12 protein-coding genes and 1 pseudogene are annotated in these 10821 nt (G+C 69.9%); 4 read left to right on the forward strand and 9 right to left on the reverse strand.

Going from position 1 to position 10821, the window contains the following annotated elements; genetic code table 11:
* Positions 1–151 precede the first annotated feature (151 nt).
* Positions 152–1351, reverse strand: coding sequence for a hypothetical protein (locus tag ACIBAF_RS42990; protein WP_399471165.1), 1200 nt, complete (start codon positions 1349–1351; stop codon positions 152–154).
* Between the two features lie 260 nt (positions 1352–1611).
* Between ACIBAF_RS42990 and ACIBAF_RS42995 the strand changes: the two genes are divergently transcribed.
* Entirely contained in the window at positions 1612–2061 is a 450-nt protein-coding gene (locus ACIBAF_RS42995; protein ID WP_399471167.1) for a hypothetical protein, read from the forward strand.
* Positions 2062–2183: 122 nt separating this feature from the next.
* Here the strand turns inward: ACIBAF_RS42995 and ACIBAF_RS43000 are convergent, their stop codons facing one another.
* From ACIBAF_RS43000 to ACIBAF_RS43015, 4 genes are all read right to left on the reverse strand, one after another.
* A complete protein-coding gene (locus ACIBAF_RS43000; protein WP_334581866.1) occupies positions 2184–2561 on the reverse strand; it encodes a peptidase M23 in 378 nt (125 codons plus the stop codon).
* A 190-nt stretch (positions 2562–2751) separates the two neighbouring features.
* The gene (locus tag ACIBAF_RS43005) at positions 2752–3123 is read right to left on the reverse strand and encodes a hypothetical protein (protein WP_399471185.1); all 372 of its coding nucleotides are present in this window, start codon (positions 3121–3123) and stop codon (positions 2752–2754) included.
* A gap of 122 nt (positions 3124–3245) precedes the next feature.
* Positions 3246–3539: a DUF1330 domain-containing protein gene (locus ACIBAF_RS43010; protein WP_399471169.1), complete on the reverse strand. Its 294-nt coding sequence runs from the start codon at positions 3537–3539 to the stop codon at positions 3246–3248.
* A gap of 219 nt (positions 3540–3758) precedes the next feature.
* Positions 3759–3965, reverse strand: coding sequence for a hypothetical protein (locus ACIBAF_RS43015; RefSeq protein WP_399471171.1), 207 nt, complete (start codon positions 3963–3965; stop codon positions 3759–3761).
* Between the two features lie 118 nt (positions 3966–4083).
* Between ACIBAF_RS43015 and ACIBAF_RS43020 the strand changes: the two genes are divergently transcribed.
* Together ACIBAF_RS43020 and ACIBAF_RS43025 are read left to right on the forward strand one after the other, a co-directional pair.
* Complete coding sequence (locus ACIBAF_RS43020) at positions 4084–4446, forward strand: MarR family winged helix-turn-helix transcriptional regulator (RefSeq protein WP_399471173.1); 363 nt, start codon at positions 4084–4086, stop codon at positions 4444–4446.
* Between the two features lie 50 nt (positions 4447–4496).
* Entirely contained in the window at positions 4497–5882 is a 1386-nt protein-coding gene (locus tag ACIBAF_RS43025; protein WP_399471187.1) for an MFS transporter, read from the forward strand.
* A gap of 132 nt (positions 5883–6014) precedes the next feature.
* Here ACIBAF_RS43025 and ACIBAF_RS43030 read toward each other — a convergent pair.
* A pseudogene (locus tag ACIBAF_RS43030) lies at positions 6015–6579 on the reverse strand (Tn3 family transposase); the annotation flags it as partial.
* A gap of 179 nt (positions 6580–6758) precedes the next feature.
* Between ACIBAF_RS43030 and ACIBAF_RS43035 the strand changes: the two are divergent.
* Positions 6759–7298 carry a GNAT family N-acetyltransferase gene (locus ACIBAF_RS43035; protein WP_399471175.1) on the forward strand — a complete coding sequence of 180 codons (540 nt, stop codon included), beginning with the start codon at positions 6759–6761 and terminating at the stop codon, positions 7296–7298.
* Between the two features lie 302 nt (positions 7299–7600).
* Here the strand turns inward: ACIBAF_RS43035 and ACIBAF_RS43040 are convergent, their stop codons facing one another.
* Genes ACIBAF_RS43040 through ACIBAF_RS43050 form a run of 3 tightly spaced genes read right to left on the reverse strand, consistent with a single transcriptional unit; the run spans position 7601 to position 10674 of the window.
* Entirely contained in the window at positions 7601–9010 is a 1410-nt protein-coding gene (locus tag ACIBAF_RS43040; protein ID WP_399471177.1) for a sulfatase-like hydrolase/transferase, read from the reverse strand.
* 55 nt (positions 9011–9065) lie between these two features.
* Positions 9066–9935, reverse strand: a complete 870-nt coding sequence (locus ACIBAF_RS43045; protein ID WP_399471179.1) for an ABC transporter ATP-binding protein — start codon at positions 9933–9935, stop codon at positions 9066–9068.
* A 13-nt stretch (positions 9936–9948) separates the two neighbouring features.
* A complete protein-coding gene (locus ACIBAF_RS43050) occupies positions 9949–10674 on the reverse strand; it encodes an ABC transporter permease (protein WP_399471189.1) in 726 nt (241 codons plus the stop codon).
* Positions 10675–10821 lie beyond the last annotated feature (147 nt).

Below are 10821 nucleotides of genomic sequence, written 5' to 3' on the forward strand. Positions count from 1 at the left end.
CTCGTCTTCGGCGGGGCGCGGCCTCCCCGGGGGGGCGCGGCCCTTTGCGCCCGTGGCTACGCGCCCCCGCCCCCCCCCCGCCCGCCCCCCCCCCGCGCGGGGGGGGGGGGGCCCCCCCCCCCCCCCCCCCACCGCTCGTCCCCCGTTCCCGTCACGGCAGCGGCTGGCCGCACTCCGGGACGTCCGGCAGCCGGTTGTCCGGCGAGCTGATGTAGATGTTGGAGATGTAGCCCCCGTACTGGGGCAGATAGGCCCACCACTCGTTGGTGTAGGGCGGCACACTGACCACCTCGCCCCGGGTCTGGCAGCCCACCAGGACCTCGACGCCGGCCGGGAGTTGCGTCATCCGGTCACCGCCCGTGGCCGGGCCCTTGCGGACGTTCACGAACTCGCCCCAGGTGCCGAACCAGGTACCGGCGGGCCGCTTCGCCCCCGGCACGTTCAGCGAGCGGGTCAGCCGGCCGACATCGGTGTACGCCTTGCCGTACGAGGTGCCGACCGGGTGCAGCGTCAGCACGGCCACGATCGCACGGTCGTCCGCGCCGACCGTGCCGGTGGTGTGCAGTGCGGGGCGGGTGAGGTCCACGGCCGCGGCGGCGCGGGGAGCCGGCGCGGCCGACTCCGCCGGCGTACCCGAGGACGGGGACTGAGCACCGCACGTGCCCTTCGCGTACGTCCCGGCCCAGCCCTGCTTCACCGCCCAGGGCCGGTCGAACGACCCGGCGATGCCGAAGTGCTGGTCGAAGTGGTCGGTGGAGGAGCAGCGAGTGGAGCGGCGCAGGTTGTCCATGATGAAGTCACGGACGGGGGCGGGCGCCTTCTCCAGGATGTACCGGTAGATCGAGACCGTGTCCCGGGCCGAAAGAGCGGTGTAGCCCCAGAAGTCCGCGTACTCGGCGGGCGGCGGCGCCGTGTCGAGCAGACCGAGCGCGGGCCGGGCGATCATCCGGTTGATGATCGCCGGGCCGCCGTACGTCGACCAGTAGTGGTTCGCGGCGGCGTCGTCGCTGCCGCGCAGCATCGGCTCCAGCCGGGCGCGGTCGGCCGGGGGGATGGTGTAGTCCGGCCCGCGGTCCCACAGGAAGTCCAGGGTCAGCAGGAGCTTGACGACCGAGGCGGACCGGAACTGCGCGCTCTCGTTGACCTGTTCGGTGAACGTGCCGGTCCGACGGTCGAAGACGGCCACGCCCGCGGTGACGCCGGGCGGGATCTGGGCGGCTGCGGAGGTCTGGACGGTCCCGGCGGTCTCGGCCGCCTTGCCCGTCCGGGGCTGTGCTGTCGCACCGCTGGTGAGTGACGCAACCGTGACGACGGCCGCGAGTGTGGCGGCACCGCGCAGCAGCATGCGCATGGTTGCCCTTTCTGGGTCGCCGGGGGTTGTCCTACGGGGCTTTGGCCCGCGGCGTCACGATAGGAGTCCGGGCGGGGCGGCGGTCCTGACGAACGTCAGGGTTCCGGCAGCGCGGGGCGACCTGCGGACTCGACCCTGATAAGTGTCAGGTGTCGGCGGTGCGGCGACGCCCCGTACGGTCACGACCAGTGAGCGACGGCCGGCCGGGGGCGGGTCGTCGCACACGACCGGATCAATCGCCGACACACGAAAGAGGGCTCATGAGCCGCCGATCACTCAGGACACTGCTGGCCGCGGGGGGCGCCGCCGCGGTGATGGCGCTCCTTCCGGCCTCCGCCCAGGCCCAGCCGTTCTCGGGCGGCGACTACGGGGCCTACGGGCAGGAGGGGCAGTACCCCACCACCTCGTTCTGCACGGGCACGTTCCGGCAGATCGGGCCCACCCAGTTCGCCGAGGGCATGGCCCTGAAGTACTTCTATTCCGACAAGTGCGGCTCGTTCGCCCGGATCGAGAACTCCCGGGCGGGCTGCGCGGCCGTACTGCAGCGTTCCGACAACGGCGTGGGCCGGGTCGACGGCTGGGTCTCCGAGACCGTCGACTCCGGCATCAACTACGCCTACACGATGATGGGCAACAACCTCAACGACCGCGTCTCGCGCGCCCTGCTCGCGTGCGACGGCCACGATCTGGTGAACACCGGCTGGTACTGAGCCGCACCACATACCCCACGGGGGCGGCCGGTACTCCGGTCCGCCCCTTCGGCGTGCACACGCCTGCGGCGGGCCACCGGTTTCCCGGTGACCCGCCGCAGGCCTGTGGAGGGAACGGTGCGTCAGCAGTCCGGGACTCCGGCGATCTTCTCGCCGCCCCGGATGTACAGGTTGTTCACCCAGGCAAGGTCGCTGCCCGAGAACTCCATGACGGCGGTCCACCAGTTGTTGGTGCCTACGGCCGGGTCGTGCACGGTCTGGCCCTGCTTCTGGCACAGGGCGTCTGCCCACCACTGCGAACGGACCGCGAGCCGCGGCGAGTCAGTGGTCGGCTGCTGGCGCAGGTTGACGTCGGTGGCCCAGATGTAGACGTCGGTGAGGGTCGGGTCGCCGCTGTTGGCTGCGGCGGCCGGGGCCGCCTGGGCCGTGGTGGCGAGGCCGCCGACGGCGAGAGCGGTCACCGCGAGGCCCATGGCGGTACGGCTGATCAGTCGCTTCATGTGTCTGTCCCCCGAAGGACGAAGATGAGGATGTGTGGCCGGAAGCGGTCCTGTTCCGGGTCGGCAGTGCCCCGAGACGGGCTGCTTGCCGACGTTCAGAACTGTAGGGAGATCCGGAACCAAACGGTCCTGACAATTGTCAGGGTCAGCGCGGTGGGCTCACCGGCGGTAAGGGGCGCCCCGACCGCCCTCAGAACGCGATCGGGAACCGGCCGTCGGCGAGTTTGCGCAGCCAGCCGCGGTCGGCGAGCTTGTTCATCTTCCCGCGCAACGGCTCCAGCTTTCCTCGCACCTCGACCGGCAGGTCCAGCGCCGCGCCGACCTCCTTGGCCTTCACCGGCCCGGCCGCCTCGCGCACGATCGCCAGGATGCGCCGGTAGTCCGCCGACAGCACCTCGGGTCCGATGTCGCCGGCGCGGACCGGGATCAGCAGCACCGACTGGCCGCCCACCTGCGCCTGGACCGGCGCTGGCGCGAGCGACAGGTACTCCCCGAAGCCCTGCTCGCTGATCCGCTGCACGACACGCTCGGCCACCACCAGCTCGTCCCGCTCGACCCGCACCTCGGCCAACTGCTGACCAACGGCTTCAAGATCCAGCCGGCCCGGACCTCGTCTCGTGAGTCGTCGTTCAGCACCGTGTGCGTATCAGGTGACGGATGCTCAGCGATGGCTGAGCCCGTCGGTCAGTCGATGCCTTCGATGATGCGGAAGTCCCGCTCGACGGCGTCGGAAAGGGTCACCAGCGCCTTCTGGTATGCCTCGCTCTCGTATGCCGCGACGGCCTGTTCAAAGCTGTCGAACTCGATCAGAATGACGCGTTGCGTGTTTCCGGCTTCGTGGGCGACGACTCGACCACCACGGGACAGGAGCCGCCCGCCCCCAGCTCGGACGGCCGGACCGGCCAGCTTGTCGTAGGCAGTCAGCCTCTCAGGGTCGGAAATGACGCGGTAGACACTGACCCAGTAGCCCTTGGCCATGGAAACCTCCTGTGTTCGGCCGGACATGTCCGACTTCGAATTGACACTCAGATCGATCGATCCCGGTGACGGATCACCGGGCATTTGTGAGGACGTGCTGATCCGGCCTGGTTCGGCTCTGCCACCCGCGGCTGCCGGTTCGCGTCCCGGCGAAGTCCCCCTCAGCACCCCGGGCGCCTTCGGCGACGGTGGAACGTGCTGCAGACGCCGTGCCGGCGATCACGCTGTCTGGCGGGCGACGGCGCGCGCATGGGCGCGGGTGCCGTCCGGCACCGCCCAGCGGGTGGTGATGTCGTCCTCGGCGCGGTCTTCGGCCAGGGCGCGGCGGACGGCGTCCGCCATCGCGCCGACGGCGACCGCCGTCTGGTGCGCCGGGTGCGGGGCTGGGGCACGGCGTTCGGGGCGAGAGATATATAAAGCATTCATATAAATATTGTATGCTTCGCGCATGAGCCGTCAAGATGCCACTCGTGGCGCATCCGCTGCGATCGGGTCGGCCCTCTACGGGCTGGCCACCAGGGCTGTGAGACGCCTTCCACGCGATATGAGCATCACGTCCGCCGCCACCCTGGCCACCCTGCACAGGACCGGCCCGCGACGCATCACCGATCTGGCCGTGATCGAGGGTGTCACCCAGCCCGCGATGACCGTCCTGGTCCGGGTGATGGAGGAGTCCGGACTGGTCGAGCGGAGGGGCGACGCGTCCGACAAGCGGGTCACGCTGGTGTGTCTGACCGAGGCCGGTGCGTCGTACGTTCAGACGCGGCACCAGGCGGGCGTCGATGCGTTCGCGCGGCTGATCGACGAACTCGCCGACGACGAGGTCGACGCCCTGGTGGCGGCGCTTCCAGCGCTGGCGCACCTGGCAGAGCTCGAAAGCCAGGACCGCGAAGGGCCGAAGCGGTGACGGGGCGCACCCCGGAGCGCTCCGAGGCGCGGCTGCTGGTCCCCGCCCTGATGTTCATCGCCCTGGTCGTGGCGGCGGTCGCCAGCCTCGGGACGCCGCTGATCACCAGTGTGGCGACCACGTTCCACGTCTCGCTCGACAGCGCGCAGTGGACGCTGACCGTCGCACTGCTGAGCGGCGCCGTCGCCACACCCGTCCTCGGCCGGCTCGGCGCCGGCCCACACCGACGGGCCACGATCCTCGCCACGCTGGCGATCGTCGTCGCCGGCAGTGCGCTCACCGTGCTGCCACTGCCGTTCGCGGGCCTGCTCATCGGCAGGGCGGCCCAAGGCGTCGGGGTCGGTCTGACGGCGCTGATGATGGGCGTGGCCCGGGACCATCTTCCCGAGGAGCGCAGCACGGCGACGATCGCCCTGATCTCGGTGGTCTCGATCATCGGCGCCGGGGTCGGCTACCCGCTCACCGCACTGCTCGCCGAGATCGGCGGCGTGCGGGCCGCCTACGGCTTCGGTCTGTTCGTCACCGCTGTCGCCTTCCTGACCGCGTGGCGTTCCCTACCCGCGGCTCCCGAAGGCCGCTCCGCTCACGTGAATGTTCCGGGCGCGCTCGTCCTGGCGGGTGGGCTGTTCCTCGTCCTGTTCCTCGCCAGCGAGAGGAGCCTGTGGAGCCGTCACCTCACCGTGGCGGTGATCCTCGCCGTCGCCGCCGTGTTCCTGCTCTGCGTCTGGACCGCCTCCGAGCTGCGCAGCAAGACCCCCCTGGTCGATGTCCGGGCGGTACGGCACCCGGCGGTCGCCGGCGCGAACATCGCCATGTTCGTCGGCGGGATCGGCATGTACCTTCTGCTCACGCTCATCACGCGGTACGCGCAGACGCCGCACAGCGCCGGCTACGGCTTCGGCCTGACCACCTTCGTCGCCGGGCTGGTCCTCGTCCCGTTCTCGGTGCTGGGGTTCGTCGCCGGCAAACTCACGCCTCGGGTTCGGACGCTGATCGACGCACCCGTGCTCCTGGCCGGCAGCGCCGTCATCGTCGGCGGCGGTTTCGTCCTCTTCGCCGCGGCCCGGTCGAACCTGGCCGAACTGCTCGTCGCGATGGGTGTGCTGGGCTTCGGCGTCGGCAGCTTCTCAGCCGCCATGCCCGGCGTCATCCTGGCCGTCACGCCCAAGAGCGAGACGTCGAGCGCGATGAGCTTCAACTACGTCGTCCGCAGCGTCGGGTACTCCCTGGGCAGCGCGATAGGCGGCCTGGTCCTGGCTACCGGCACCGACACCGGTCATCTCTTCCCGAACGACCACGCCTACACCACCGCAGCGCTGGTCGGCATCGCCGCGATGGCGGTCACCGCCCTGACCGCCACCGCTCTCGCCCGCCAACGCCCGCCCGAGATCAACCCCACCGCGGCCACGGCCAGCGTGCCAAGTCAGGGCCGGTAGAGCCGATGACCGGCTCGCCGAAGGGCGGCGGCCCCGTCGCCCTGGTCGACGCCGAGGAGACATATCGACGATCGCCAGCGCCAATGGCCTGCTGAGAACGAGAGAAACCCGCGCAGCCTGGGAAAGCCCAGGTCAGTCCAGGGCCTTGTCGTCCTCGTTCAGCTCGGGCGCATCCGGGTCGCACAGCGGGCGCAGGTCCCGGCCGGGGCCGCTTGCCTTGATGTTGAACAGGTAGCGGCCCAGGAAGTTGATGTGCCGGCCCTTGAGCGGGTAGAGGGGGGCGACGTCCTCGTCCTTGGTGTCGTGGCCCTCGGCGCGGAGTTGGGCGACGGCGGCATCCAGGTAGCGGGTGTTCCACAGGACGACGGCGTTGAGGACCAGGCCGAGCGCGGCGAGCTGGTCCTCCTGGCCCTCGCGGTACGCCTGGCGGATCTGGCCCCGGCCGCCGTGGCAGATCGCACGGGCCAGGCAATGGCGGGGACTCCTGCACGGTGAGCTGCCGGTTCATCAGCCGCCGCTAGGCGTCGTCGACCGGGTCGACCACGGCGAGCAGGTGCATGGTCTTGTCGATCCGGCCGTACTCGGCGAACGCGGCCCCCAGCGGCCCGTATCCCGACGGTTCGTCGCCGTCGGGCAGGTCCGCGCGCCAGAACTGCTGGTCGTTCAGGTCACGGAAGCGCCCGAGTTCCCGGATTCCTGCGGGTCAGCCCCTCGGAACTCGGACGAAAGTCCCGCTTCTCGGGAGTCAGGTAGAAGGGTTCCTCGATGCTGGTGGATCGGCTGCCTGACACCGATCGGGACTCGGCGGGAGTGGGACTCCAGCCTGGGTCTTCTCCTTTCGGATCCCCCTCACGGGTATGCGATAGGTTGCCGGCCATGACTGAGCTCGGACCCGTCGCCTGGCCACCTGCTCCGATAAGGACCGAACGGCTCGTGCTCCGCGACTCCGAGGCCCGGGACCGTGCGGCGTTCATCGAGCTGCTGGCGTCGCCGGAGGTGCACACCTACCTCGGCGGCCCCCGGCCGCGTCACGAGCTTGAGCGCGAGATGCCTGGGGTGCCCGAGCGGTGGCCGGGGAGTTTCGTCGTTGATCTCGATGGGGCGATGATTGGCCAGATCTTGCTCAGCAGAGCGACGGAGCACCGTAGCCCGGTTGCTGCGGGGAAGGCCGATCTCGGCTACCTGTTCCTGCCGCAGGCGTGGGGATTCGGGTACGCCGCCGAGGCGTGCGCGGCGGCACTCGACTGGTTCGACGGCGTCCTTCCCGGTGAGCCGGTGGTGCTCTGCACCCAGACTGCCAACGTCGGCTCGATGCGCCTCGCGGCAAAGCTGGGGTTCACCGAGGTGGAGCGGTTCCATGCCTGGGACGCCAAGCAGTGGCTCGGCCTGCGGTCCCCGGTCATGCCGTTCGCTTGAGTCCGTGCTCGTCAGCGCGGACCCGCGCCTCGCCAGCACTGCTGGGACGGGGCCCAGCGCCGTAGAAGCTCGACGTCTCCAGGGCTCCCTGGTCGGCAGGGTTCGGGAGCAATACGCTGCGTACGCCCCCCGGACGGTTGTCCGCCGGCCTGGTGTGCCTGCTGCTCGCGTCCAACAAGGGCGGAGGCTGGGGCTGGACCAGCACCACCCCGCTCGGCTTGCTCGGCGGGTCGGCCGTCGCGCTCGTCACGGGCGGGTCTGGCCCGCGCCCCCGGGGCCCCCGCCCGGACCGCCCGCGCGCCTCAGGACGCGGGATACGGCAATAGCCCGCCCGCGATCCGCTCCCACGCCTTCTTCAGTTCGGCGAGCAGCTCCGGCTGGTCCGGGGCGAGGTCTGCCTGCTCGCGTTGGTCCTCGGCGAGGTTGTACAGGTGATCGGCACCGTCGTGGTCCCGGTAGTACTTCCAGTCGTCGCGTCTGAGCGCCCGGTTGTCCCGCACGCGCCAGAACAGGTCCCGTTCCGGCAGCTCCTCGCCCCGCAGCAGGTACCCGGCGAGGCTGGTGCCGTCCAGTGGATACGCCGGGTCGGGCCGGGCGCCGCCCAACTCCAGCAGGGTCGCGGTCCAGTCGGGGGAGAAGTTCGGCTCGTGACTGACCTGGTGGCCGTCGATGCGGGAGGGCCAGCGGACGATGGTGGGGACCCGGATACCACCTTCCTGGAGGTTGGACTTGGCTCCGCTGAGGGGCCACAGGTATGACCAGCGTTCGCCGCCGTTGTCGCTGGCGAACAGCACGACGGTGTCGTTCTCCTGCCTGGAGCGGCGCAGGGCGGCGAGCACCTCGCCGACGGCCGCGTCCAGGCTCTCCACCATCTGGGTGTACTTCGCGACCGATCCGCCGTCGTAGTGGCTCAGGGCGGTCTTGATCTCCGCCTGGGTCGTGGCGGCCCGGATCTTCGCAGTGATCTCGGCGCTGGTCTCCTCGTCGCCTTCCGCGAGCCAGGGCCAGTGCGGGGTGGTGAAGTTGAGGTTGAGCAGCCACGGCTTGCCGTGGTCACGACTGACGTACTCCACGGCCCGCTCGGTGAGGACGGTCGTGTAGTACCGCAGGTCCTTGTACTCCGCGTCGCCCTCGTAGAGGTCGTACTCGCCGAGCTGCCCGAGCTTGGAGAAGTACTCCAGCGCACCGCCGAAGTTCCCGAAGAACTCGTCCCAGCCCGACTTGGTGGGGCTGTAGTCCGGCAGCCAGCCGCAGTGCCACTTGCCGATCAGAGCGGTCGAGTAGCCGGCCTTCTTCAGCAGGGAGGCCAGGGTCGGGTGGTTCGGGTCCAGTCCCTGCGTCTTGCTGGCGATCGGCTCGGCCAGCCCACCCTTCGTGCGGCCCGGGTAGCGCCCCGTGTAGAGGCTGAACCGGGTCGGGGAGCAGGTCGCGGAGCCGGAGTAGGCGTCCGTGAACCGCACCCCCTGGCGGGCCAGGCGGTCCAGGTTCGGCGTCCTGATGTGCGGGGCGCCGTACGAGGAGAGGTCGGCCCAGCCGAGGTCGTCGCCGAGGATGATCAGGAAGTTGGGGCGTCTGCGCGAGGCGTTGGCGGGGCGGGCCTTGAACGGGCGTTCGGCGGAGGCCGCCTCGGCGGCGGTAGCCGTACCGGCGACGGCGGTCACGGCGCCACCGCCGACGAGACCACCGAAGGCACGACGGGATAGGTCAGGCATGAGGACTCCTCGCGGCGGAGAGAAAGGAGGGGTGAGGTACCCCTCGTGCTCGTTGTCATCCATGGGTTGCGGCTCCGGGTCTCGGGGTGGGTGACGACTCGGTCTTCTTCAGGGCGAGGTCTCCTGTGCGGTCGGCCGTTGGCATGTCCGTGTCGCCGTTGTGGTGTTTGGCGCGCTGGATCTGCTCGTAGACGTGGGCGCGCAGTTCGGCGAAGCGGGTGCTGGAGCGGGTGTGCAACTGGTCGCGCTCGTCGGGGAGGTCGATGGTCAGGTCCTCCTGTACCACGGTCGGTGAGGTGGACAGGATGATGGTGCGCTGGCCGAGGTAGACGGCTTCGTCGATGTCGTGGGTGACGAACAGGACGGTGACGCCCAGTTCGTGCCACAACCGCCGGATGAGGTCCTCCAGTTCGGCGCGGGTCTGTGCGTCGACGGCGGCGAAGGGCTCGTCCATGAGGAGTACCTTCGGTTCGAAGGCGACGGCGCGGGCGATGGCGACGCGCTGCTGCATTCCGCCTGAGAGCTGCCAGGGGTAGGCCTGGTGGGCGTCGGCGAGCCCGACCACTTCCAGGGCGTGGTCCACCAGTTCCTTCTCGCGTGCCTTGCCGAGCTTCTTGCGGCGCAGGGGCAGGGCGACGTTGTCGCGGACGTTCATCCAAGCGAACAGGGAGCGGCCGTACTCCTGGAAGACCACGGCCATGCCGGGCGGGGGCCCGTCCACCGGGCGGCCGTCCAGGCATATCTCACCGCTGGTCGGGGTGAGCAGTCCCGCCATGCACTTCAGCAGGGTGGTCTTGCCGCATCCCGAGGGGCCGACCAGGCACACGAGTTCGCCGGCACCGATGTGGAAAGTCAGGTTCCGCAGCGCTTCGACGCTGCGGTTCCGGCCGGTGTAGATCTTCTGCAGTTTGCGTACGTCGAGCATCGACGTCTCCTTGTCAGGGGTTGCGCTGGGCCCGGCGCAGGCCGTGGTACCAAGCCAGGACCCGGTTCTCGACGAGGCGGAAGAGCAGCGACAGGACGAATCCGAGCAGGCCGAGGAGGATGACGCCGCTCCACATCTCAGGGATGGCGAAGGAGCGCTGGAACTGGACGATGGTGAAGCCGATGCCGTTGCTGGCGGCGAACATCTCGCTGATGACCATGAGGATGATCGCGATGGACAGGGACTGCCGCATGCCGGTGACGATCTGCGGGCTGGCCGAGCGCAGCACCAGATGCCTCAGCCGGGACGGTCCGGTGATGCCGTAGGAACGGCAGGTGTCGCCGAGGACCTCGTCGACGGCGCGGACGCCTTCAACGGTGTTGAGCAGGATCGGCCACATGCAGCCACTGACGATGACGAGCACCTTCATGGTGTCGCCGATGCCTGCGAACAGCATGATGACGGGCACGAGTACGGGGGGCGGGATGGCCCGGAAGAGTTCCAGGACCGGCTCCAGGACGTCGCGCACGCCGCGGTGCAAGCCGACCACCAGGCCGAGTCCGACCCCGACGGCGGTGGCGAGGAGATAGCCGGCGAGCAGCCGTATCAGACTGGGTACGACGTCCGAGCGCAGCCGCTCGCCCGTCCACACCTGGCCGAACCTGTCCAGGATGGTGGACAGCGGGGGGACGTAGAAGTCGGTGCTGCCCGCGGTGGCGAACCACCACACAGCGAACAGGACCGCGGGTAGGCCCAGGGCCAGCCCGGTCCGCCGGGCCAGTATGCGGACGGTGAGGTTCCCCCGAGATGCGGAGTGTGTTGACAGAGGGTCAGATGGTTCTCATGAGAGGAACATCGACCATGGCCGCCCCCAGAAAGTACTCGC

The sequence above is a fragment of the Streptomyces sp. NPDC051677 genome (assembly GCF_044453465.1).
In the GTDB taxonomy this organism is placed as follows: domain Bacteria; phylum Actinomycetota; class Actinomycetes; order Streptomycetales; family Streptomycetaceae; genus Streptomyces.

Coding starts and splice junctions, on each gene's coding strand:
- ACIBAF_RS43025 (WP_399471187.1), top strand. CDS start 4,497: ATGTTCATCGCCCTGGTCGTGGCGGCGGTCGCCAGCCTCGGGACGCCG.
- ACIBAF_RS43020 (WP_399471173.1), top strand. CDS start 4,084: ATGAGCATCACGTCCGCCGCCACCCTGGCCACCCTGCACAGGACCGGC.
- ACIBAF_RS43040 (WP_399471177.1), bottom strand. CDS start 9,010: ATGCCTGACCTATCCCGTCGTGCCTTCGGTGGTCTCGTCGGCGGTGGC.
- ACIBAF_RS43015 (WP_399471171.1), bottom strand. CDS start 3,965: ATGAATGCTTTATATATCTCTCGCCCCGAACGCCGTGCCCCAGCCCCG.
- ACIBAF_RS43010 (WP_399471169.1), bottom strand. CDS start 3,539: ATGGCCAAGGGCTACTGGGTCAGTGTCTACCGCGTCATTTCCGACCCT.
- ACIBAF_RS43045 (WP_399471179.1), bottom strand. CDS start 9,935: ATGCTCGACGTACGCAAACTGCAGAAGATCTACACCGGCCGGAACCGC.
- ACIBAF_RS42990 (WP_399471165.1), bottom strand. CDS start 1,351: ATGCGCATGCTGCTGCGCGGTGCCGCCACACTCGCGGCCGTCGTCACG.
- ACIBAF_RS42995 (WP_399471167.1), top strand. CDS start 1,612: ATGAGCCGCCGATCACTCAGGACACTGCTGGCCGCGGGGGGCGCCGCC.
- ACIBAF_RS43035 (WP_399471175.1), top strand. CDS start 6,759: ATGACTGAGCTCGGACCCGTCGCCTGGCCACCTGCTCCGATAAGGACC.
- ACIBAF_RS43000 (WP_334581866.1), bottom strand. CDS start 2,561: ATGAAGCGACTGATCAGCCGTACCGCCATGGGCCTCGCGGTGACCGCT.